At 43.7% G+C, this 22,793-nt stretch carries 21 protein-coding genes; 18 read left to right on the top strand and 3 right to left on the bottom strand.

What is annotated here, in order from left to right:
• Positions 1-33 precede the first annotated feature (33 nt).
• Positions 34-405 (top strand): hypothetical protein, encoded by a 372-nt coding sequence (locus NSU05_RS15805; RefSeq protein ID WP_015251349.1) that lies wholly within the window; start codon positions 34-36, stop codon positions 403-405.
• A 59-nt stretch (positions 406-464) separates the two neighbouring features.
• Entirely contained in the window at positions 465-869 is a 405-nt protein-coding gene (locus NSU05_RS15800; protein ID WP_003228878.1) for a YugN-like family protein, read from the top strand.
• Here the strand turns inward: NSU05_RS15800 and kbfO are convergent.
• Together kbfO and mstX are read right to left on the bottom strand one after the other, a co-directional pair.
• A complete protein-coding gene (kbfO, locus tag NSU05_RS15795; RefSeq protein ID WP_003228881.1) occupies positions 866-1,852 on the bottom strand; it encodes a potassium channel protein KbfO in 987 nt (328 codons plus the stop codon). The two genes, NSU05_RS15800 and kbfO, sit on opposite strands and share 4 nt — an antisense overlap.
• Complete coding sequence (gene mstX, locus NSU05_RS15790; RefSeq protein ID WP_021480479.1) at positions 1,849-2,181, bottom strand: biofilm formation protein MstX; 333 nt, start codon at positions 2,179-2,181, stop codon at positions 1,849-1,851. Before mstX ends, kbfO begins: the two co-directional genes overlap by 4 nt.
• 46 nt (positions 2,182-2,227) lie before the next feature.
• Here mstX and NSU05_RS15785 point away from each other — a divergent pair, with 46 nt between their 5' ends.
• The 7 genes from NSU05_RS15785 (at position 2,228) to NSU05_RS15755 (ending at position 7,364) form a co-directional block, all read left to right on the top strand.
• Positions 2,228-2,491, top strand: a complete 264-nt coding sequence (locus NSU05_RS15785; protein ID WP_015483620.1) for a membrane protein — start codon at positions 2,228-2,230, stop codon at positions 2,489-2,491.
• 41 nt (positions 2,492-2,532) lie between these two features.
• Positions 2,533-3,210, top strand: a complete 678-nt coding sequence (locus tag NSU05_RS15780; protein ID WP_003228889.1) for a zinc metallopeptidase — start codon at positions 2,533-2,535, stop codon at positions 3,208-3,210.
• A gap of 43 nt (positions 3,211-3,253) precedes the next feature.
• On the top strand, positions 3,254-4,543 hold the full coding sequence (locus NSU05_RS15775) for a hemolysin family protein (protein ID WP_014665156.1): 1,290 nt from the start codon (positions 3,254-3,256) through the stop codon (positions 4,541-4,543).
• A 126-nt stretch (positions 4,544-4,669) separates the two neighbouring features.
• Positions 4,670-6,334: an alpha-glucosidase gene (locus tag NSU05_RS15770; RefSeq protein ID WP_017695506.1), complete on the top strand. Its 1,665-nt coding sequence runs from the start codon at positions 4,670-4,672 to the stop codon at positions 6,332-6,334.
• A gap of 25 nt (positions 6,335-6,359) precedes the next feature.
• Entirely contained in the window at positions 6,360-6,494 is a 135-nt protein-coding gene (locus tag NSU05_RS15765; protein ID WP_003243642.1) for a hypothetical protein, read from the top strand.
• Positions 6,454-6,852 (top strand): secondary thiamine-phosphate synthase enzyme YjbQ, encoded by a 399-nt coding sequence (locus NSU05_RS15760; protein ID WP_032726779.1) that lies wholly within the window; start codon positions 6,454-6,456, stop codon positions 6,850-6,852. The genes NSU05_RS15765 and NSU05_RS15760 overlap by 41 nt, the downstream gene beginning before the upstream one ends.
• Positions 6,853-7,109: 257 nt before the next feature.
• The gene (locus NSU05_RS15755) at positions 7,110-7,364 is read left to right on the top strand and encodes a hypothetical protein (RefSeq protein ID WP_003242211.1); all 255 of its coding nucleotides are present in this window, start codon (positions 7,110-7,112) and stop codon (positions 7,362-7,364) included.
• A gap of 13 nt (positions 7,365-7,377) precedes the next feature.
• Here NSU05_RS15755 and NSU05_RS15750 read toward each other — a convergent pair whose 3' ends face one another.
• Positions 7,378-8,115 carry a protein-glutamine gamma-glutamyltransferase gene (locus NSU05_RS15750; protein WP_003228904.1) on the bottom strand — a complete coding sequence of 246 codons (738 nt, stop codon included), beginning with the start codon at positions 8,113-8,115 and terminating at the stop codon, positions 7,378-7,380.
• A 156-nt stretch (positions 8,116-8,271) separates the two neighbouring features.
• On the opposite strand from NSU05_RS15750, the gene mcpB reads away from it, so the two are divergent.
• The 9 genes from mcpB to rhaA all read left to right on the top strand — a co-directional run bounded on the left by mcpB (position 8,272) and on the right by rhaA (position 22,770).
• On the top strand, positions 8,272-10,260 hold the full coding sequence (gene mcpB / locus NSU05_RS15745) for a methyl-accepting chemotaxis protein McpB (RefSeq protein WP_015714604.1): 1,989 nt from the start codon (positions 8,272-8,274) through the stop codon (positions 10,258-10,260).
• A gap of 176 nt (positions 10,261-10,436) precedes the next feature.
• Complete coding sequence (gene tlpA, locus NSU05_RS15740; protein WP_038429525.1) at positions 10,437-12,425, top strand: methyl-accepting chemotaxis protein TlpA; 1,989 nt, start codon at positions 10,437-10,439, stop codon at positions 12,423-12,425.
• A gap of 125 nt (positions 12,426-12,550) precedes the next feature.
• Complete coding sequence (gene mcpA, locus NSU05_RS15735) at positions 12,551-14,536, top strand: methyl-accepting chemotaxis protein (RefSeq protein ID WP_017695501.1); 1,986 nt, start codon at positions 12,551-12,553, stop codon at positions 14,534-14,536.
• A 113-nt stretch (positions 14,537-14,649) separates the two neighbouring features.
• Positions 14,650-16,638 (top strand): methyl-accepting chemotaxis protein TlpB, encoded by a 1,989-nt coding sequence (gene tlpB, locus NSU05_RS15730; protein WP_038429524.1) that lies wholly within the window; start codon positions 14,650-14,652, stop codon positions 16,636-16,638.
• A gap of 135 nt (positions 16,639-16,773) precedes the next feature.
• Positions 16,774-18,843 carry a bifunctional aldolase/short-chain dehydrogenase gene (locus NSU05_RS15725; protein WP_339204116.1) on the top strand — a complete coding sequence of 690 codons (2,070 nt, stop codon included), beginning with the start codon at positions 16,774-16,776 and terminating at the stop codon, positions 18,841-18,843.
• A gap of 56 nt (positions 18,844-18,899) precedes the next feature.
• Positions 18,900-19,676: a rhamnose catabolism operon transcriptional regulator RhaR gene (gene rhaR, locus NSU05_RS15720; RefSeq protein WP_029318508.1), complete on the top strand. Its 777-nt coding sequence runs from the start codon at positions 18,900-18,902 to the stop codon at positions 19,674-19,676.
• A 4-nt stretch (positions 19,677-19,680) separates the two neighbouring features.
• The gene (gene rhaB / locus NSU05_RS15715) at positions 19,681-21,138 is read left to right on the top strand and encodes a rhamnulokinase (RefSeq protein WP_339204114.1); all 1,458 of its coding nucleotides are present in this window, start codon (positions 19,681-19,683) and stop codon (positions 21,136-21,138) included.
• Between the two features lie 17 nt (positions 21,139-21,155).
• Complete coding sequence (rhaM, locus tag NSU05_RS15710) at positions 21,156-21,470, top strand: L-rhamnose mutarotase (RefSeq protein ID WP_003243762.1); 315 nt, start codon at positions 21,156-21,158, stop codon at positions 21,468-21,470.
• Positions 21,471-21,495: 25 nt separating this feature from the next.
• On the top strand, positions 21,496-22,770 hold the full coding sequence (gene rhaA / locus NSU05_RS15705) for an L-rhamnose isomerase (protein ID WP_038429520.1): 1,275 nt from the start codon (positions 21,496-21,498) through the stop codon (positions 22,768-22,770).
• The last annotated feature ends 23 nt before the right edge of the window (positions 22,771-22,793 follow it).

The following is a 22,793-nucleotide window of genomic DNA, read 5'->3' as shown; positions in this document are numbered from 1 at the left end:
CGGTCGGCTTTTTATAAAATCAGAAAGGTGCTGATGTTCATGAAACAATTGGTTAAACATCTCATCATTGCCGGTTTTTCTGCAGCTATTTTAAGTTTCCTTATCTCCTTTGATGCCGTGTATACAGAGTTTTCTTCAAGCTTTGGCGGCACGCTTTCACATTTTTTCATCCACGCCTTTCTTCTCATTGGTTTGCCGCTTGCCCTTTTTACCGATGCGGTACATCGGATTTTGCATTTAAAACGAACCCATACTCTTTTCACTAAATTAGGACTCTATGCAACGGTTGTTTATGTGTCTTGGGATTCAGCTGTATGGCTTGCAGCGGCAATGGCTGTTTACTTCTTAATTGAATGCGCTTTCTTTTCTGTTGGCCGCGCGAAAGAAACAACGATTTCCATGTAGGCGCCTCTGAATGAAGTCTTGTTCGGCGGGACAGGATAAGTGAAAAAAGGGGCATTCTGATGATACCAATACCTTCCGCGATAGATGGGCAGTCTTTTCTGCTTCAAGAACTGGAACAAGTGATGAAGCCGCTCGGTTATGTGATAAACGGCGGCTGGGAATACGATCATGGCTACTTTGATTATAAAATTGATGATAGAGACGGCTATTTATTTTTAAGAATTCCCGTCAATGCGGTACAGGGCAGTCTCGATGAACGAGGGGCGGCCGTCCGGATCGGAACGCCATTCATGCTGAGACAGGTGTTTCAGGCGGATGTTGACGATCACGCCGAGGGAGGGCCTTTCCAATCACTGTTTAATCAATTTTCCGAACCGGAAAGGCGGGACGCGGAAATTGATCCGGCATTTTTGGATATCGGCGCCTCTCTCGTGAAAGAATTGGAGGATGTTTTGTTACACTAGATGGCAAGGAATTGATCTGTTTCGAGCACCTTGTATGTAAGAGGAGGGGAAAGCATCGGCCCCTCCTTTTTTTGTACGCCTATAATTGTTGTGTTGTGATCAAGGAAATAGAGAACACAGGTTTTGTAAGCCGCTCCCTTTAGTTCGTCAGGAACAGCAAGAAGCTCCACATGCTGATCAAGTGTCAGCTTGATTCCGTTCTGCTGTTTAGACGGCCGTAACTTGACTTGGTAATGCTGCAGCATCGCCCGGCTGATAAATTCTGAAGTTCCGATGATTTGGTTTGCGCCTGCCCGCTCCGCATTGGTGACAAAACGGTCAGTCAAAATCTCGACGATGCAGTAAGCAAGGGGATTAAGCCCTTTAACTGATAAAAGAGTAAGCACTGACAGCATATCAGCATCAGTTTCACTTTTATACTGATCGGCAGTAATCATCACTGATTCCGCTTCAGTAATATTGGCCCGTTTCAGTGTCCCATCATCGGCAGCGTGCCCGCGTATGAAATGAACGTTTTCAATAAGCGGGCCTTCTGTTAAGGATTCATCGATTAGTACGACTGTTTTGGAAGGGGCGGCAAGCTGAAGGTCCTTCAAAAGCCGGTTTGTTTTTTCATTCCACCCGATCAGAATGATGTGGTCCCGGCCTTTGTAAGCAACTTTTCCTTCGATGTAGCGATGCTGTCTGCTGAATGCGGCCGCTGATAACGTAGCGAAATATGCTGTGACAAAGCTTGCTCCGCTCAAAATCAGCAGTATTCCGGCTGCCTGTCCCAGCGGCGTGTGCGGCACATAGTCTCCATAACCGACTGTCGAAACTGTAACGACAGCCCACCAAATGCCTTCGAATACCGAAGTGAACTGCTTAGGCTCAAGTATATAAATGATTTGGCCGAACAAAAGAATCAGACATAAAATAATAACCCCGATTCGGATAAATAACGGCCACCTGAGCCATGAAATAAATATCCGATTTGATTTCATTCTTTTTCTCCTTCTTCAGATACTGAGATGGATAAAATCTGTTTAATAATTGTATTTAATTTCTCATTTAGCTTTTCCTGGCCGTACTTATCTCGGGCCTGCTTCATTAACTCGGCTGTATCATCATCAAGCTGAATAAGCGGTTCATCAATTTCCGATTCATTATACAGCTGGATAAACGCGTCCAGTCCTTCATTCATTCGGTCGATTGCTGTGCTCAGCTGTTCCTTTTCCTCACTCGTCACTTTCATAGCTTCCATCACACCCGTGCTTTTTTCTAACAGTATGTCCCACTTCCGGTGATGTTTTTCAAAAAATGTACAAAACATATAAAACCGGATTTCTCCATAAACTAAAACAAAAAGGATGAAAAAGATGACGATCTTTCAAAGAACGATCGTGGTTTTGATCGGTACGCAGCTGGCGGCATCCGCGGTGATTTTGTTTATTTTCGATTTGAATTCATATAATCACTTTTCCGGCAGCTTCTCCTGGCTTCATTTTCTGAAAGAACTGGCCGGCAGTTTTGCCTTTTATTTGTTTTCAGCAGGCCTGTTCTTTTTGCTGATTGGATTGTGTGCTCCAAGCCGGAAGAAAAAGCGCATTTCTGTACACGGGAAAGAAAACTCATTAAAATAATCGTAATAGAGAAATGATCATGGAAAAAGGATGATGGAAAAATGCTGTTTATATTTTTAACAATAGCCGCATTGGGATTGTCGTTTTGGGCACAATTTAAAGTAAAGAGCAACTTTGAAAAATATTCAAAAGTGGAAGCCTCAAGCGGACGTACAGGGGCAGAAACGGCAAGACGGATTTTAGATATAAACGGTCTTTACGACGTGCCGGTCGAACCGGTAAGAGGCACTTTAACAGACCATTACGACCCGACAAGACGGGTGGTGCGTTTATCTGAGCCGGTCTATTACGGCCGCTCAATTTCCGCCATATCCGTAGCTTCCCATGAAGTCGGACATGCCTTGCAGCATCAGGAGTCATATGGTGCGCTTGTGCTGAGACATAAAATCTTCCCAGTCGTGAATTTTGCATCCGGTGTAGCTCCTTTGCTTTTCTTAGGAGGCATGCTTCTCGGCAGCCTGAATTTGATCGGGCTTGGCATCATACTGTTTTCAGCGGCTGTCTTTTTCCAGCTGATTACATTGCCTGTCGAATTCAATGCAAGTTCACGTGCGAAGCAGATTATTGTGTCAGAAGGATTCATCCGAAACAATGAAGAAAATGGGGTAAATAAAGTGCTGAGTGCTGCTGCCTTAACGTATGTGGCCGCCGCCCTGGTTTCCCTGTTTGAACTACTTCGTTTTGTGATGATTTTCTTAAACGGTCGTGATGAGAATTAACGTTAAGGAGGTGGCCCCTTACCATTTATGGTAAGGGCTTTTTTTGCTTATTTTACAATTGATCGCCATTTTTGTTTTGATTGGCATTACGGCTGTTTTCGTTGCAGCGGAATTTGCGATCGTCAAAATCAGAGGTTCAAAAATCAATCAGCTCATCGAAAGCGGTGACAGCCGAGCACTAGCCGCACATAAAATCATCTCCAATCTTGACGAGTATTTATCAGCCTGCCAGCTCGGGATTACGATTACAGCCCTCGGCCTTGGATGGCTTGGTGAACCTACATTTGAACGTTTTCTTCATCCCTTATTTACAATGACAGGCATGCCGGAACCATTTAACCACATTGTCACATTTGTAGTTGCATTTATCATCGTCACTTTTTTGCATGTGGTGATGGGGGAGCTTGCCCCAAAAACGGTTTCTATTCAAAAAGCTGAAGCTGTAAGCTTATGGATTGCAAAGCCGCTGATCTGGTTTTATAAAATCACGTACCCGTTTATTAAAGCATTAAACGGCTCTGCAAGCTTTCTTGTGAAATTGTTTGGCTTTCATTCAGTAAAGGAGCATGAGGTTGTCATCAGCGAAGAGGAACTAAGGCTGATCCTTTCTGAAAGCTATGAAAAGGGAGAAATCAATCAGTCTGAATTCCGCTATGTAAATAAGATTTTTGAATTTGACAACCGGGTAGCGAGAGAGATTATGATTCCGCGGACAGAAATTGCGGTTATCTCTCTGGAGCAGTCGCTTGAAGAGGCAATTCATCACATCATTAATGAACGGTATACACGCTACCCTGTCATCAAAGATGACAAGGATCATATTTTAGGGATCATCAACAGCAAAGATATGTTTAAAGCTTATTTTCTCGGCCAGCCGATAAAGCTGGAGCAAATCATGAGGCCCGTTATCAGGGTCATTGAAAGTATTCCTGTTCAACAGCTTTTAATCCGCATGCAGAAGGAGCGGATTCACATGGCGATTCTCGTAGATGAATACGGGGGAACGGCAGGGCTTGTCACTGTAGAGGATATTATAGAGGAAATCGTCGGGGAAATCCGCGATGAGTATGATCAGGATGAAACACCGCACATCCTGAAAAAGGGCGAGCACCATTATGTGATGGATGGAAAAGCGCTAATAGACGAAGTGAATGACCTTCTCGACATTGCGATTGAAAATGAAGAAATTGATACGATTGCAGGCTGGCTTCTAACGCAAAAAATGGAGCTGAAAGCAGGAGATGTGATACACGCGGAGGGCTGTGAATTTAAAATCCTCGACGCCGAAGATCATCACATCCGTTTTGTAGAAATTAAAAAAACTGATTTTTAATAAAAAACAGCCGGGGAACGAACGGCTGTTTTTTGTGTCATCAAGTCATTTCTTAAAAAGCAATGCTGTGAAGCCTTTTTTCTACATAGGATATATAAGACCGGTACACTGGGAAGGAGAGGCTGTATGAAAAAGGCTTGGTGGAAGGAAGCCGTTGTTTACCAAATTTACCCCCGCAGTTTTAAAGATTCAAATGGCGACGGAATTGGGGATATTCAAGGAATCAGATCCAAGCTTTCTTACATAAAAGAGCTGGGCGCTGACGTCATATGGATTTGCCCGCTGTATGACTCACCGAATGCTGATAATGGCTATGATATCCGGGATTATCAAAACATATTAAGCGAGTTTGGCACCATGGAAGATTTTGATGAACTGCTTGGTGACATTCATGATCTGGGGATGAAGCTGATTATGGATCTCGTTGTGAACCACACAAGCGACGAACATCCATGGTTCATAGAATCCCGTTCATCCATACACTCGGAAAAGCGCGACTGGTATATTTGGAAAGACGGCAAAAACGGAAAAGCGCCCAACAATTGGGAAAGCATTTTCGGCGGGCCGGCTTGGGAGTATGATCAAAAGACAAGCCAGTATTATCTGCACCTTTTTGATAAAAAACAGCCTGATTTGAATTGGGAAAATGAACAGGTGAGGAATGCCGTTTATGACATGATCAATTGGTGGCTTGATAAAGGAATTGACGGATTTCGGGTGGATGCCATTACGCATATTAAGAAAAAAGAAGGGCTTCCCGACATGCCGAATCCAAAGGGATTGGACTATGTCCCTTCCTTTCCTTATCATATGAATGCTGACGGCATTATGGATTTGTTAACAGAGCTGAAGGAAAACACATTTTCCCGCTATCCGATTATGACAGTTGGTGAAGCAAACGGCGTCGCTGCAAAAGAAGCAGCTGATTGGGCTGGAGAAAAAAACGGCATATTCAGCATGATTTTTCAATTTGAGCATCTCGGCCTGTGGGATGTAGAGATCAATGAAAGTATTGATATCGTTGCATTTAAACGAATTTTAACTGACTGGCAGGACAGTCTGGAAGGGATCGGCTGGAATGCTTTGTTTATGGAGAATCACGACCAGCCCCGTTCAGTTTCTGTGTGGGGAGACGACGGAGTGTACCTGAAAGAAAGTGCAAAAGCGCTTTCCGCTGTTTATTTTCTCATGAAAGGCACACCGTTTATTTATCAGGGACAGGAACTCGGGATGACGAACGTGGCTTTTCCCTCTATTGAGGACTATGATGATGTCGCAATGAAACGCCTGTATGAAACAAAAACAGCGAAAGGCACATCACACGAGGATGTGATGAAGATTGTCTGGAAAAAGGGAAGAGACAATTCAAGAACGCCGATGCAATGGAATGCAGGTCCATACGCCGGATTTTCTGAGGCCAAACCGTGGATCGGAATCAATGAGAATTACAAATGGCTGAATGCCGAGGCGCAAAAAAACGATAAAACATCCGTTTACCATTTTTACAAAAGCTTGATCAAGCTGCGCCAAACATATGATGTTTTTATTAACGGGACATACGAGCTCATTTTACCGGAAGATCAGCAAATCTTTGCATATCTTCGGAAAAACGAGAGCCATACTGCACTGATTGCGGCCAATCTGACAGGAACACCGGCGTTGTTCAGGCACTCTGGATTGCCATTGTCATCAGATGCACTCGTCTTGTCAAATATTGAAACAGAGCCGCACAAGCATATGACATCAGTACTCTTAAAGCCGTATGAAGCAAGAATATATCTATGGTGCTAAACTCCAGCCTTAGACTGGAGTTTTTTTGTTTTATCGGGTTTATGAGAGCGGTTTAACAGGAAAAAAAAGAACACAGAACGAATTAAGCGATGAGAGCGGACAAACGAAAGGAGAAACAAATGCTGAAAACACTGCAAATCAAAACAACCAAACGAGATGAAATGATTGATATCACCCGGGAGGTGGAAGCGTTTCTTCAAGAAACAGGTATAACGAGCGGCGCAGCGCTGATTTACTGTCCGCATACGACTGCGGGCATTACAATTAATGAAAATGCCGATCCGGACGTCAAAAAAGATATGCTCAGAAGGTTTGATGAGGTATATCCGTGGGAACATGAGCTGGACCGCCATATGGAGGGCAATACAGCTGCACACATGAAGTCGAGTACGGTCGGAGCTTCACAGCATGTCATTGTGGAAAACGGCCGGCTCATTCTTGGAACGTGGCAGGGCATTTATTTCTGCGAATTTGACGGCCCTCGCACCCGGACATGCTATATCAAAATAATGGGATAATAGGCTGTTTTTTATGACAAAAGCATGATCGCTGAACAAGCGCCGATAGCCGGAGGGCCTGTCACACCCGACCACGCTGCGGCTTTATCGAATGAAGGCGCGCTTGGCATTCGTCCATATGCGAAATAAAAAGCGCGGGAAAGAGACACGCGCCTCACCCTTTGTTTTCAGGAAAGCCTGCATGAGGGATAGTCAATCAATGGATGTAAACGTACCGAGCTTTGCCGAACGTAACTTGATAAACTGAGGTGACAGATATGAACATTCTTCAATATTCTTATAAAAAAAGAGGGAAAATTGAGTTTGTATTTGAAGGCTGGCCTCACTCAAAAGTTACAATGGCTCCTATCAAAGGCTACTATTTTGTCCGCTTTATCAAATGGAGCAGCCTGGATCCAATCGTGACAAGAAACGACCTTGAAAAAATGGAGTGGGCTGCGAACCAATATTTCGGCACAGCCCCCTTCTATCGAAAACGAAAGGCATTTGAAACCCCATCGTCCCGAAAATAGGCGATGGGGCTTTTTAGCGGACGATGCGGAAAAGAGACGGAACATCCAGTCTGGTCGCCTGAGACAGAAGGTAGGCTGACTGTAAGGCTCCTTTTTTCCTAAAAGAATTCAGCTTATCAATAATTTGCTTTCCGTTTAAGATTCCAAGACCATGGGCAAAATATTTATCTTCCCCCAGTAAAATCACATTTTCGCCTCTCCATTGCGCCTTTTGCGGATCAAATTCAGGATTCTTAAAATACAAACAATCTCCAAGGAAAAAGTGGTGTCCTGTTTCCGTATATATCGGCAATTTCTCATAATGCCAGTCATATAAAATAATTCTGTCAAAGCTGGCATTGAATTTATCTTCACCGATTGTATCGATTAAGGCCAAGTAATAAATGATAACGATTGCGGTTGCGCATTCAAACGCATAAAACGGGCCGTTCTCTGCAATGTCCCGAATCGCTTTTGAAGGCGGCATTCTGTATTTCAGCTCCAAGGCGCCCTCCGGTGAAACTCTCCAATACGTTGTATTCCCGTATGTTTTTAAAAAAGTGGCAAACTTCGCCCCGCTTTTGTGCAGCGTCTTTGCCGCTGCTACAATATTCATCCGCAGTTTAAGCTCAAACATCAGTTCAGCAATTGAATGATAATCAAACTGAACAGGCGTCTCAATCATCTCTTTTAACAGCGGGTTCAGATTTTGATCAATCTGCCAATTTTCAATATCCTGGGGACGGAGCAATTGTCCTGATACAATAATCATGTTTAGCCCCCCTTGTTTTTTATAAGATATGCAAAGAGCTTGGGCAATGAAAGTTAAAAAGACAGAAGACAGCCAAAAAGAACTTCTTCCATTTTTATTTTAAAACTTTTTTAAGCAGCCGATATATACTGTATCAAACCTGAAGGAGCAAGTGACATGAAGACTTTTATCAATTGGTTGAAGAAACCGTCTATTTCAAAGAAATTAATCGTCTCATTTATTGCGATTCTCATTATCCCTATTCTTATATTAGAATTTAGCTCTTACCGAAGCGCCAGCGGAAAGTTGGATCAGGAAATTATGGGAAATGCGAAAAACAGTGTCGATACATTTAATACAACTGTTACAAATGATCTGGGAGAAAAAGCGAAAGCAGTCACCTTTTTCAGTGAATCTCTTAAAAGATCCGCATTCAAAGGGAAATCGAATCAAGAAGAGATCAAAGCTAAATTTTCACAATATGTATCTATTAATCAAGGAGTAGCCAGAATTTATGGGGGCGCAGATAACGGCACTTATGTACAAGCGCCAAAAGAAAAATTGCCGGAAGGATACGACCCGAGACAACGGCCTTGGTACCAGGATGCGATGAAGGCCGGCGGTGAAATTGTCGTGACAGATCCTTACGTGGCTGCGAGTGACGGAAGCATGGTCATTACCATTGCACAGGAGCTGAAGGACGGATCTGGCGTTGTCGCCATGGATATTACCATTGATAAATTGTTAGAACAAATGAAACAAATCAAGGTCGGAAAAGAAGGTTATGCTTTCATTGCAACAAAAAACAAAACCTATGTCGCCCACAAGAACCATAAGGCTGGAGAAAAGCTTTCAGGCGACTGGGTAGCCAAAATGTATGCGAATGACAGCGGTGAACTCCAGTATACTCTTAATAACGAAGATAAAAAGATGACCTATACTACAAACGAACTGACTGGTTGGAAAATAGCCGGCACAATGTATATGGATGAAATTAAGGATGCCTCAAAGTCTGTGCTGACAACAGGAATGATTGTGCTGATTGCTTCCATTGTGGCAGGCGGAATTTTAATTCTGTTTATCGTTCGTTCGATTACAAAACCGTTAAAACGTCTTGTTCAATCATCGAAAACGATCAGCAGGGGGGATCTGACCGAAACGATCGAAATCCATTCAAAGGATGAGCTTGGAGAGCTTGGGGAAAGCTTCAATGAAATGGGACAATCTCTCCGCTCTCTGATCAGCGCTATTCAGGACTCGGTGAACAATGTGGCCGCATCTTCCGAACAGCTTACCGCATCTGCCGGGCAGACGAGTAAAGCCACCGAGCATATTACGATGGCGATTGAGCAGTTCTCAAACGGAAACGAGGAGCAAAGCGAAAAGGTTGAATCCAGCTCTCATCAGCTGAACTTAATGAATGAAGGACTCCAGCAAGTCTCACAAACATCGTCAGATATTACAAAGGCATCTATCCAATCAACGGAAATCGCCGGAACGGGTGAGAAGTTTGTGCAGCAGACAGTCGGACAAATGAACTCGATTAATCAATCTGTTCAGCAGGCTGAAGCTGTTGTCAAAGGCTTAGAAGGAAAATCAAAAGACATCACAAGCATTTTGAGAGTCATCAACGGAATCGCTGACCAAACAAATCTGCTTGCACTAAATGCAGCCATTGAAGCGGCGCGTGCTGGAGAATCAGGACGCGGCTTCTCTGTCGTAGCGGAGGAAGTGCGCAAGCTGGCTGTCCAATCAGCCGATTCAGCAAAAGAAATCGAAAAGCTGATCCAAGAAATCGTCGCAGAAATCGAAACCTCTCTTCACATGTTTAAAGAGGTCAATCAGGAAGTACAGTCCGGACTTGTTGTCACAGACAATACAAAAGAAAGCTTCCAGAGCATTTTCAGCATGACAAACGAAATCGCGGGCAAGCTGCAGACGATGAATTCCACCGTCGAGCAGCTGTCAGACCGTTCACAGCATGTTTCAGCAGCAGTCAGTGGCATTGCAGACGTGTCGAAAGAAAGCTCGGCAAGCATCCAGGACATTGCCGCATCAGCTGAAGAACAGCTTGCTTCCATGGAAGAAATCAGTTCCTCAGCGACGACTCTTGCGCAGATGGCAGAAGAGCTTCGCGATCTGACGAAACAATTTAAAATCGAGTAAAAATCGAAAAACAGCGCTATCAAAGCGCTGTTTTTTTATATGGTAAACAATAATAAAGTCCTAGTTTAACAGGTGAATTTAGAACTATTTTTCATTTTTTCCTCCATTTTCAATGTAATTTAAAGGAAGATCTGCCGATATAATTTGTAAATTATTGAAAGAAGGTTCAAAAGGAAATGAAAAAAACACTCACCACTATTCGCAGATCATCAATTGCAAGGAGACTTATTATTTCTTTCCTGCTGATCTTAATTGTTCCGATAACCGCCCTTTCGGTTAGCGCTTATCAATCAGCAGTTGCCTCACTTGATGTACAGATGACGCAAAGCGCAAAGGAAAATGTTCAGATATTAGATCACATCATCGATGATAAAATCAGCACGACTGAAAAAAGCCTCGCGTATTTCAGCGATTGGGCTACAGAAGAAAAGTTTCAGGATAAAAAGAAATCAGAGCTGAAACAGGAGTTTAAACAATTTATCCAAATGAATGATAATGTCGCTGCGGTATTTTCAAGCGGCAAAGACGGGGACTTCACACGTTATCCGTACGCTGACATGCCAAGCGACTTTAATGCTTTGGAACGAGATTGGTACAAAGAAGCAATGGCCAATAAAGGCAAAACAATTGTCACTGAGCCTTATGAATCGATTTCATCAGGAAAAATGGTCGTCACCATCGCCCGTCAAACGGTGGATGGGTCAGGCGTTGTCGCCATTGATATGAAAATTGATGACTTAGTCACTACCGCGAAAGGAATCAATATCGGAAAAGAAGGCTATGCTTTTATTTTGAGCCAAAACAAGAAAGTCATCGCCTACTCCGGAGAAAAAGCGGGAACAGAGCTAAAAGGGGACTGGGTTGATAAGCTCTACAAGGATAAAAGCGGGGACTTTGAATATACGTACAAAGGCAAAAAGAAAAAAATGGCATTTGCAACAAGCGAAACAACAGGCTGGAAAATCAGCGGCACGATGTATGCAAACGAGATTCACGATGCTGCAAGCAGGGTTCTGATCATGGCTTCAATCGTTCTGGCGATTGCCATCGCAGCTGGAATGACGGCGATTTATTTTGTGATTCGATCCATCACAAAGCCATTGAGACGCATTGTCGCATCCGCTGAAAAAATTAGTGAAGGCGATCTAACCGAAACGATTGAAATCAATTCAAAAGATGAACTCGGCGTTCTGAGCGAGAGCTTCAATCATATGGCACACTCGCTTCGCTCGCTCATTCACGGGATCAAAGACTCAGTAGAGCACGTTGCCTCATCGTCTGAAGAGCTGACTGCATCGGCAGACCAGACAAGCAGAGCCACTGAGCACATTACGATGGCTATCGAGCAATTTTCAAACGGCAGCGAAAGCCAAAGCGAGAAAATAGAAACGACAACCGAACAAATTAATGAAATGAATGACGGATTGGCAGAGCTGGCGCGGGCAGCAGCAGTGATTACAGAAACATCCGCAGATTCAACAGAAGTGTCAAGTAAAGGGGAGACACTCGTCCAGAAAACAGCCGGCCAAATGAACACAATTGACCATTCCGTAAAAGCAGCGGAACAAGTGGTGAAAGGGCTGGAGATCAAATCAAAGGATATCACAAATATTTTGCGTGTCATCAACGGTATTGCGGATCAAACCAATCTTTTGGCTTTAAATGCCGCCATTGAAGCGGCCAGAGCGGGTGAATACGGACGGGGCTTCTCAGTCGTCGCTGAGGAAGTGAGAAAGCTCGCGGTACAGTCGGCTGACTCGGCAAAAGAAATTGAATCGCTGATCAGAGAAATAGTAAAAGAAATTCACACATCACTGAACGTGCTTCAGTCCGTAAACAAAGAAGTTGAAACAGGGCTTGTCATGACGGATGAAACTAAACAGAGCTTCAAACATATATCGCAAATGACCAATCAAATTGCTTCCGAGCTGCAAAACATGAATGCGACGGTTGAGGAGCTGTCAGCGGGAGCTCAAGAAATTTCCGCAGCTTCAAATGATATCACAGCCATTTCTAAGGAAAGCTCGGATGGCATCCAAGATATCGCTGCTTCAGCTGAGGAACAGCTGGCATCCATGGAGGAGATTAGTTCATCTGCACTGACGCTTGAAAGAATGTCTGAAGAACTCCGTGATCTGACAAAACAATTTAAAGTAGATAAATAATAGGTCTAAAATACTATTTATTTATGGGAAATTAGTTACTTTTGTTAAATTTCTTCTTTTTTGCTGTATATATTTACCCATTTCCAGCCGATATGAAGGGTAGCATAAAAAAGGAGAAATGAATGATGAAAAAAATACTCCAACTCATAAAACAAAGATCAATTACACGGAAGCTTCTCGTTTCCTTTCTGTCGATCCTCATCATACCGGTTGTTATATTGGCGATCTTTGCGTATCAATCGGCTAGTAGCTCACTCGACAGACAGATGATGGGGAGCGCATTGGAAAATGTACAGCAATTAAACGAAATCATTAACACCAGCATCGGCGAAAAAGAAAACAGTGCTGATTATTTCAGCGAATGGCTGACAAAAGAGAAATACAATGCAAAAAGCAATGCAAGCATTGCAGAGAAATTCTCACAATATATCAGCCTTAACAAGGATGTAGAATCCATTTATACAAGCGACACAAAAGGACACTTTACCCGCTATCCGGATCTTCCGATGCCAAGCGGCTATAATCCGGTTGAACGCGACTGGTACAAAAAAGCGGTTGCAAATAAAGGAAAAGTCGTTGTGACAGATCCTTATAAAACTGCTTCTACAAATACGATGGTTGTGACAATCGCCCAGCAGACAAAAGATGGTTCAGGCGTTATCGCAATCAACATGACGATTGAAAATCTGTTGAAAACAACCAAAAAAGTCAACATCGGCACACAAGGCTACGCATTTATCATGACGAAGGACAAAAAAGTTGTCGCTCATCCTAATGAAAAATCAGGAACTGAATTAAAAGGCGACTGGCTCGATAAGATGCTGAACGCTGATAAAGGCGATTTTCAATACACCATGGACGGCGATAAGAAAAAAATGGCCTTTGACACAAACAAGTTGACGGGATGGAAGATCGGCGGCACCATGTATTTGGATGAAATCCATGAGGCAGCCCAGCCTGTCCTTCACCTTGCTTTAATTGTCTTGGCCGCAGCTATTATCATAGGGATTATCGTCATGACTTTGATCATTCGGTCGATTACAACACCGCTGAAACAGCTTGTCGGTTCCTCTAAGCGGATCAGCGAGGGAGATTTGACGGAAACCATTGATATCCGTTCAAAAGATGAATTGGGCGAGCTCGGCAAAAGCTTTAACAATATGGCGTCGTCACTTCGTTCTCTCATACACGCCATCCAGGATTCGGTAGATAATGTTGCCGCTTCCTCTGAGGAGCTCACTGCATCAGCTGCGCAAACGAGCAAGGCAACAGAGCACATTACATTGGCGATTGAACAATTTTCTAACGGCAATGAAAAACAAAACGAAAACATTGAAACGGCAGCAGAGCACATTTATCAAATGAATGACGGGTTGACGAATATGGCTCAAGCTTCTGAAGTGATCACTGATTCATCTGTTCAATCGACAGAAATTGCAAGTGAAGGCGGCAAGCTTGTTCATCAAACCGTCGGCCAAATGAATGTCATTGACAAGTCCGTTAAAGAAGCGGAGCAAGTCGTACGCGGATTGGAAACGAAATCGAAAGATATTACAAACATTTTGCGTGTGATCAACGGCATCGCAGACCAGACGAACCTGCTTGCCTTAAACGCAGCAATTGAAGCAGCGCGCGCAGGCGAGTACGGCCGCGGCTTCTCCGTTGTAGCGGAAGAAGTAAGAAAACTGGCAGTACAGTCAGCAGATTCAGCAAAAGAGATTGAAGGATTAATCATCGAAATTGTGAAGGAAATCAATACATCACTCGGCATGTTCCAATCTGTCAATCAAGAGGTGCAGACAGGACTTGACATCACAGATAAAACAGAAATGAGCTTCAAACGCATTTCTGAAATGACGAACCAAATCGCCGGCGAACTGCAAAATATGAGTGCGACGGTTCAGCAGCTTTCTGCCAGCTCCGAAGAAGTTTCGGGAGCGTCTGAGCACATTGCATCGATTTCAAAAGAAAGCTCAGCGCATATACAAGATATCGCGGCGTCAGCCGAAGAGCAGCTTGCTTCCATGGAAGAAATCAGCTCGTCTGCAGAGACCCTTTCGTCTATGGCGGAAGAGCTTCGCGATATGACCAAACGATTCAAAATCGAATAATAAGCCTTAACACCCAAGCTTGTTACGCTTGGGTGTTTTTTTTAGTTTTTTTATTAAACCTTTTATCCTAGTTTGACGATATTAGATTTATCTTAAAGGAGGAGTCAACAAGAATGGGAAAATTCATACATTGGATCAAACAGCCATCGATCAGCAAACCGCTAATCGCTGCGTTTCTGGCAGTGCTTATTTTGCCGGTTGGGGTTTTAGCATATTTCAGTTATCAATCAGCTTGGAACGCGTTAGACAGAGAGCTCATAAGCAGTGCAAAGGGAAATGTTGAAGAACTAAACAGTACGCTGCAAAATAAATTAGAAGATAAAGTGAAAGCAATAGATTATTATAGTGAGACAGTCGATAAAGACATATTGCTAGGCAAAAACAAAACATTACTGAAAGAGAAATTTAAGCAGTACACGACACTTAACGACGATGTAGGCGCAATCTATGCTGCTTCAGAAGATAAGAAGCTTTATAAATATCCGGATAGCGGTGTTCCGAAAGGTTTCGATCCGACAGGACGTGACTGGTACAAACAGGCGGTTGCGGAAAAAGGACAAGCTGTTTTCTCAGAACCGTATACTGATGAAGCGACAGGAGATATCGTTGTCACAATTTCAAAACAATTAAAAGACGGTTCAGGGGTTATAGCGCTTGATTTAAACCTGGATGAAGTGCTTACTGCATCACAAAGAATCAAAATCGGTAAAGAAGGCTTTGCATTTATTACGACAGGCAACAAAAAATATATCGCCCATCCGACCATTAAGCCGGGGACAACTGGATCCGGCGATTGGACAAACCAAGTATATTCCAAAAAAGAAGGCTCATTTGAATATACATTCGAAGGCAAAGAAAAGAAAATGGCCTTTACGACAAATAAACTGACTGGCTGGAAAATCGCAGGCACATATTTTGTCAGTGAATTGCAAGATGCTTCAAGTCCGGTGCTGAACACTGCGGTTATCATTCTATGCGTGTCAATTGTAATCGGCGGCATACTCATACTCTATATTATTCGTGCCATCACCAAGCCGTTAAGAAAACTTGTCTCAACGTCTGCAAAAATCAGCAGTGGAGATCTCACAGAAGTCATTGACATTCACTCGAAAAACGAGTTTGGCCAGCTTGGCGAAAGCTTTAATGAAATGTCTGCATCATTGCGTTCTGTAATCGGCGTTATTCAAACGTCTGTAGAAAACGTTGCTTCATCTTCTGAGGAGCTGACGGCAAGCGCAGCCCAAACGAGCAAGGCAACTGAACATATTACACTTGCCATCGAACAATTCTCAGATGGCAACGAGGCACAAAGCGAGAAACTGGAAACAAGCTCAAATCATCTTTCTCAAATGAACGAGGGGATTTCAAAAGTGGCTCAGGCCTCTTCAACCATTACGAAATCATCGATTCAGTCCTCTGAGGCAGCGGGCAGCGGAGAAAAGCTGGTGGAGCATACAGTCGGCCAGATGAAAACAATTGACCAATCCGTTCAAAAAGCGGAAGCGGTTGTGAAGGGCCTTGAAACAAAATCGCAAGATATCACAAGCATCTTGAATGTGATTAATGGCATTGCTGATCAAACCAACCTGCTTGCATTAAATGCTGCGATTGAGGCGGCAAGAGCGGGAGAATACGGAAGAGGTTTCTCAGTAGTTGCGGAAGAGGTTAGAAAACTTGCTGTACAATCAGCAGACTCCGCCAAGGAAATTGAAGGATTAATTCAAGAGATTGTCAGGGAAATCAGCACCTCACTTTCAATGTTCCAATCCGTGAATCATGAAGTGAAAGAAGGCTTGCAGATTACGGATCAAACAGCGGAAAGCTTTAAACAAATCTATGAGATGACAACCCAAATTTCCGGCGAATTGCAAAACTTGAACGCGACGGTTGAACAACTGTCAGCCGGATCACAGGAAGTGTCAAGTGCTGTTGAAGATATTTCTGCAGTGGCGAAAGAAAGCTCAGCAGGCATTCAGGATATCGCAGCTTCGGCGGAAGAACAGCTTGCGTCCATGGAAGAAATCAGCTCTTCAGCGGAAACGTTGGCAAACATGGCGGAAGAACTTCAGGACATTACGAAGAAATTTAAAATAGAATCATAATGAAAAAAGAAAGCGGCATATCTGCTGCTTTCTTTTTTGTTAAAAGCAAAAATAAACAAAAACAATTCAAAAACAAACAGAAATCATATATAATGAAAACGGATACAAATAAAAGGGGATGGAGGAATATCAAATATGGCGAAACATATATGGGATTCAGAGCGAGCTGCACGGCTGCCTAAAGGTGTAGAGGAATTGGTGTACAGGTCCAATCTGATCGGGTCAGACCGCACTGTCTGCAACTGGGGCGGGGGGAATACATCTATGAAAACAACGGAAAAGGATTTTAGAGGCCGTGAAATAGAAGTCATGTGGGTAAAAGGAAGCGGTTCGGATTTGGCAGCAATGAAAGCGCATAACTTTACCGGTTTGAAATTAGATGATATCCGCCCGCTGATTAAAAGGGACCAAATGCCAGATGAAGAAATGGTAGACTACCTGTCTCATTGTATGATAGACAGCAAACATCCCCGCCCTTCAATTGAAACGCTATTACACGCTTTTCTGCCATACAAACATGTTGACCATACCCATCCAGATGCGATTATCAGCATATGCTGTGCGGATAATGGAAAACAAATCGCTGAAGACATTTACGGAAATCGGTTTGTATGGGTGCCATACGTCCGTCCTGGATTTACTTTGTCTAAAATGATCGCTGAAGGCGTAGCAAACAATCCCCACGCCGAGCTTGTATTAATGGAGAAACACGGCTTAGTCACTTGGGGAGAGACGTCTGAAACATGTTATCAAAAAACGATATCCATCATTCAAGAAGCCGAGCAGTATATTAACGATCGTATCAATCAGCATGAGGTATTCGGAGGCAAAAGGTATCAGCCGCTGCCGGAGGATAAAAGAAAACAAATCTTGGCAGGCATCATGCCTGTGATCAGAGGAGCAGTAAGTGAAGAAAAGAAAATGATCCTTTCCTATGATGATCATGACGATGTCTTGGAATTTGTAAACAGTGTCCAAGCGTCAGCACTTTCGCAAATCGGTGCGGCATGCCCGGATCACCTTGTTCACACAAAACGGGTTCCGCTGTACATTGATTGGAATCCGGAAACTCAAGATGTGCACAAGCTTGCAGATCTGATCAAGTCAGGAGTCGAGACCTTTACATCAGAGTATCAGGCTTACTTTACACGCAATCAGCAGGATGGGGATCAAATCTTTGAATCCGCCCCGCGGGTGATATTGATTCCGGGAATCGGAATGGTGAATGCAGGAAAAAGTTATGCGATGTCTAAAGTAAGCGGGGATTTATATCGGAGGGCCATCGCCGTAATGAAAGGAGCAACCGCTCTGGGGCAATTTGTTTCTTTACATGAAAATGAATCCTACCATGTCGAATATTGGCCGCTCGAACTATATAAACTCACGCTGGCCCCGCCGGAAGCAGAATTTTCCCGAAAAGTAGCGTTGATAACTGGAGGAGCCGGCGGAATCGGCAGTGCAGCATGCCGCCGATTTGTAGCTGAGGGAGGGCACGTGATCGTAGCTGATCTGAATATAGAAGGCGCACAGAAAATTGCCGGGGAAATAAACGATGCATATGGAAAAGGACGGGCAATGGCTGTCAAAATGGATGTGACAAAGGAGGAAGACGTACAGTCAGCTTTTGAACGAGCGGCGCTTGCTTACGGCGGCATTGATATCGTCGTCAATAATGCCGGGCTGGCCACATCAAGCCCATTTGACGAAACAAGTCTAAAAGAATGGAATCTTAATATGAATGTTTTAGGAACAGGCTATTTCCTTGTAGCCCGTGAAGCGTTTAAACAGATGAAACATCAAAATAGAGGCGGAAGCATGGTATTTGTCGGATCGAAAAATTCGGTTTATGCGGGAAAAAACGCCTCTGCCTACAGCTCGGTTAAGGCGCTTGAAACCCATTTAGCAAGATGCATCGCAGCAGAAGGCGGAGAATTCGGCATTAGGGTCAACTCCGTTTTGCCTGATGCAGTTCTTCAAGGATCGGCAATCTGGGGTTCAAGCTGGCGGGAGGAACGAGCCGCGGCGTACGGGATTGAACCGGATCAGCTGGAGGAACATTACCGGAAACGGACAGCATTGCTCGTCAATATTTACCCGGAGGATATTGCCGAAGCCATTGCATTCTTCGCTTCTTCCAAAGCCGAAAAAACAACGGGCTGCATGATCACGGTAGACGGCGGCGTCCCTGCTGCTTTTACGCGTTAGAAATATGCTATGATAAAAATATAAGACGGACTACGATATGAGGAAGGGCGTTACCGATGCTAGTAGCAGAACGGCAGCAAAAAATAGTGGAAATAGTAAATAAGCGTTCAAGCATCCGCGTTTCCGAATTAAGTGACATATTTTCAGTCACAGAGGAAACCATTCGGCGTGATCTTGAAAAGCTTGAAAAAGAACATAAACTGAGCCGGAGCCACGGAGGAGCGGTCAGTATTCAGCAGAAGGAATCAGAAATTCATTTTTCTGAACGGGAAATCACGAATGTCATCGAAAAAAAAGCCATCGCTCACGAAGCGGCCAAATATGTAAAAAGCGGAGACCGAATCATTCTCGATGCAAGCACAACCGCTTGGTACATGGCAAAAATACTCCCTGACATTGAGCTCACCGTGATTACAAACTCAATGAAAGCAGCTATTGAACTCAGCAATAAAGAAAACATATCAGTCATTTCAACAGGCGGCATTTTGCTGGAAAAATCATTATCGTTTGCCGGCCCGTTAGCAGAGCGTTCACTAGAGACCTATCATGTCAATAAAACCTTTCTGTCATGTAAGGGATTTGACGTACACAACGGGATGAGTGATTCAAATGAGTGGCAGGCGCTGCTCAAAAAACGGATGATTGAAAGATCGGACCAGACCATTTTGATGGCCGATTCAAGCAAATGGGGGAACCGCGAGTTTTCACATATAGCCTCGCTGCAAGATGTCAGCCGCCTAATTACGGATTCTGGACTTGATCCGGCATCGGTAAAAGCTCTTGAGGACAAAAAGGTGAAGGTGACAGCTGTTCCTCTTTCGAAGAGAGGGTGAAAGGATGATTTATACTGCCATTGATATAGGCGCATCAAGCGGGAGAATCATGGTAGGTGAACTGAATGAAGGGAAGCTTGACATACAAGAGATTCACAGGTTCGCTAACGGTTTCAGTCAAAGAGACGGGCATTGCTTTTGGGATATTGATCATTTGCTAAAACAAATCCTGCAAGGACTGCAAAAAGTAAAGACGCTTGGGTATGAACACTGCACCGTAGGCATTGATACATGGGCAGTTGATTATGTCTTACTGGACGAAAAAGGCGATCGGTTGCGGGAAGCAATCTCCTACCGTGATAGAAGAACAGATCACACAATAGACAAACTGGAACATACCCTCTCAAAAGCCGCAATTTATCAAAAAACAGGAATACAATTTCAGCCTTTCAACACGATCTATCAATTGTATGAAGAAGACCGTGAGCTGCTGAAAAAGACAGACAAAATTATGATGGTTCCTGATTATTTAGGCTATTGTTTAACCGGAAAAGCAGTAACGGAAATCACAAACGCGTCCACAACACAGCTTTTAAACGCCTCAACGGGAAATCTTGATCCTGAATTGCTTGAAGCCGTGTCCGTTCAGGAACAGCAATTTGCCCCGCTGACTGAACCGGGGTGTGAACTCGGGAAGCTAAGAAATGAGTGGTTCCCGGATTATGATCTCCCGGCGTGCAAGGTGATGACAGTCGCAACACATGATACGGCCTCGGCCGTCATTGCAGCGCCAGGAGTAAATGATGGCTGGGCGTATATCAGCAGCGGAACATGGTCGTTAATCGGGATTGAAAACAAAACACCGATAATAACTGATCTTGCTTTAGAAAACAACTATACAAATGAACGCGGCGCAAACAACACCATTCGCTTTCTCAAAAACATTATCGGCATGTGGGTGATACAAGAAGTCAGACAGCAGTTACAAGCAGATTACTCTTTCCAGCAGCTTGCAGAAGAAGCCGAAAAAACAGAACCATTCCAGCAATTTATAAACTTAAATGATAAACGATTCCTGAATCCAGAAAACATGATAAAGGAAATACAACATTATTGCAGACAAACCCGCCAAAAGATTCCCCGTACTGCAGGCGAACTTGCCTGCTGCATCTACAGCAATTTAGCCATCATCTATGCGATAGCCATCAAAGAGCTCGAAACAATCACAGAAAAACCGATCGAGCAATTTCATATCATCGGCGGCGGAGCCCGGAATGATTTCTTAAATCAATTAACGGCAGACATGAGTGGAAAAGCGGTATATGCAGGGCCGATAGAGGCAACTGCCACCGGAAATCTTTTGATGCAAATGATTGCTGCCAAAGAAGTCAAAGACATAAAAGAAGCCCGGCAAGTCGTCAGAAATTCCTTTTCGATCAAAGTGTTTACACCTAAAGACATTGACAGAAGCACGATCATTCAGTCATTTCAGCAAACTGTTTTGAAAGCGCTATCTAAATGATGAAGAGGTGAAAAAGTTTGAAAAGAAAAGCCAGTATCATGTTTGTCCATCAAGACAAGTACGAAGAATACAAACAGCGGCATGATGACATTTGGCCTGAGATGGCAGAAGCACTCAAAGCTCATGGAGCACACCATTATTCCATTTTTCTAGACGAGGAAACAGGCAGGCTTTTTGCATATTTAGAAATAGAGGATGAAGAGAAATGGAGAAAGATGGCGGACACGGAAGTTTGCCAAAGATGGTGGAAATCGATGGCGCCATTAATGAAAACAAATTCGGATTTCAGTCCTGTTGCGATAGATCTAAAGGAAGTTTTTTATTTGGATTAAAAAACTGATAAAGGGAGAGAGCCGTATGACCATAAAAGCCAATTATGACAGTGCAAAACAGGCATATGAAAAATGGGGAATTGATGTTGAAGAGGCGCTTCGGCAATTAGAGCAAGTGCCCATTTCGATCCATTGCTGGCAGGGTGACGACATTGAAGGCTTTGAAGTAAATAAGGGCGAGCTTTCAGGCGGAATTGACGTGACTGGCAATTATCCCGGAAAAGCGCAAACTCCTGAAGAATTAAGAAGAGATTTGGAGAAGGCTCTTTCTCTCATTCCTGGAAAGCACCGCGTAAACCTGCATGCGATATACGCAGAAACAAACAGGGAAGCGGTAGAACGTGACGAATTGAAGCCGCAGCATTTTGAAAACTGGGTGAAATGGGCAAAAAACCTTGGTCTCGGTTTAGATTTTAATCCAACCTTGTTTTCGCATGAGAAAGCGGCTGACGGACTCACCCTTTCACACCCTGATCCGGATATCAGAGAATTTTGGATCAGGCATTGCATCGCTTGCCGCCGTATCGGGGAATACTTCGGGAAAGAATTAGGAACACCTTGCTTGACGAATATTTGGATTCCCGACGGCTATAAGGATATCCCGAGTGATAGGCTGACACCGCGTAAAAGACTAAAAGAATCACTGGATCGGATCTTCGCAGAGGAGATCAGTGAACAACATAATCTTGATTCAATCGAGAGCAAGCTGTTCGGGCTTGGCTCCGAATCATATGTTGTCGGATCTCATGAATTTTATTTAGCTTATGCTTTGACGAACCATAAGCTTTGTTTACTTGATACAGGCCATTTCCATCCGACTGAGACGGTATCGAACAAAATCTCGTCCATGCTGCTTTACACAGACAAGCTTGCCTTGCACGTATCGCGGCCTGTTCGTTGGGATAGCGACCATGTAGTGGTTTTGGATGATGAATTGAGAGAAATCTCTCTTGAAATTGTACGAAATCAGGCTCTTGAGAAGGTCGCCATCGGTCTGGATTTTTTCGATGCCAGCATTAACCGTGTAGCCGCTTGGACTATCGGAACGAGAAATATGATCAAAGCTTTATTGTATGCCCTGCTTCTCCCGAACGGATATTTAAAACAATTGCAGGAAGAGGGCCGCTATACAGAAAGGCTGGCCCTGATGGAGGAATTCAAAACATATCCTTTCGGAGCCATCTGGGATTCCTACTGTGAGCAAATGGGCGTTCCGGTAAAAGAAGCATGGCTTCATGACATCAAAGAATATGAACAACAGGTGCTTTTAAAAAGGAAGGCATCTTCTCCGATTGTCTAATAAAAAATCCGCCGCGGCATTTG

The organism is Bacillus sp. EU52 (assembly GCF_037964975.1).
Taxonomy (GTDB): Bacteria; Bacillota; Bacilli; order Bacillales; family Bacillaceae; genus Bacillus; species Bacillus subtilis.
The sequence above is the reverse complement of the archived record's forward strand: the minus strand, read 5'-3'. Positions and strand labels throughout refer to the sequence as shown.

Excerpts from the sequence above, each read along its gene's own strand:
- NSU05_RS15805 (WP_015251349.1), top strand. The coding sequence starts at position 34 with ATGTTCATGAAACAATTGGTTAAACATCTCATCATTGCCGGTTTTTCT.
- NSU05_RS15800 (WP_003228878.1), top strand. The coding sequence starts at position 465 with ATGATACCAATACCTTCCGCGATAGATGGGCAGTCTTTTCTGCTTCAA.
- kbfO (WP_003228881.1), bottom strand. The coding sequence starts at position 1,852 with ATGAAATCAAATCGGATATTTATTTCATGGCTCAGGTGGCCGTTATTT.
- mstX (WP_021480479.1), bottom strand. The coding sequence starts at position 2,181 with ATGTTTTGTACATTTTTTGAAAAACATCACCGGAAGTGGGACATACTG.
- NSU05_RS15785 (WP_015483620.1), top strand. The coding sequence starts at position 2,228 with ATGACGATCTTTCAAAGAACGATCGTGGTTTTGATCGGTACGCAGCTG.
- NSU05_RS15780 (WP_003228889.1), top strand. The coding sequence starts at position 2,533 with ATGCTGTTTATATTTTTAACAATAGCCGCATTGGGATTGTCGTTTTGG.
- NSU05_RS15770 (WP_017695506.1), top strand. The coding sequence starts at position 4,670 with ATGAAAAAGGCTTGGTGGAAGGAAGCCGTTGTTTACCAAATTTACCCC.
- NSU05_RS15760 (WP_032726779.1), top strand. The coding sequence starts at position 6,454 with ATGCTGAAAACACTGCAAATCAAAACAACCAAACGAGATGAAATGATT.
- NSU05_RS15755 (WP_003242211.1), top strand. The coding sequence starts at position 7,110 with ATGAACATTCTTCAATATTCTTATAAAAAAAGAGGGAAAATTGAGTTT.
- NSU05_RS15750 (WP_003228904.1), bottom strand. The coding sequence starts at position 8,115 with ATGATTATTGTATCAGGACAATTGCTCCGTCCCCAGGATATTGAAAAT.
- mcpB (WP_015714604.1), top strand. The coding sequence starts at position 8,272 with ATGAAGACTTTTATCAATTGGTTGAAGAAACCGTCTATTTCAAAGAAA.
- tlpA (WP_038429525.1), top strand. The coding sequence starts at position 10,437 with ATGAAAAAAACACTCACCACTATTCGCAGATCATCAATTGCAAGGAGA.
- mcpA (WP_017695501.1), top strand. The coding sequence starts at position 12,551 with ATGAAAAAAATACTCCAACTCATAAAACAAAGATCAATTACACGGAAG.
- tlpB (WP_038429524.1), top strand. The coding sequence starts at position 14,650 with ATGGGAAAATTCATACATTGGATCAAACAGCCATCGATCAGCAAACCG.
- NSU05_RS15725 (WP_339204116.1), top strand. The coding sequence starts at position 16,774 with ATGGCGAAACATATATGGGATTCAGAGCGAGCTGCACGGCTGCCTAAA.
- rhaR (WP_029318508.1), top strand. The coding sequence starts at position 18,900 with ATGCTAGTAGCAGAACGGCAGCAAAAAATAGTGGAAATAGTAAATAAG.
- rhaB (WP_339204114.1), top strand. The coding sequence starts at position 19,681 with ATGATTTATACTGCCATTGATATAGGCGCATCAAGCGGGAGAATCATG.
- rhaA (WP_038429520.1), top strand. The coding sequence starts at position 21,496 with ATGACCATAAAAGCCAATTATGACAGTGCAAAACAGGCATATGAAAAA.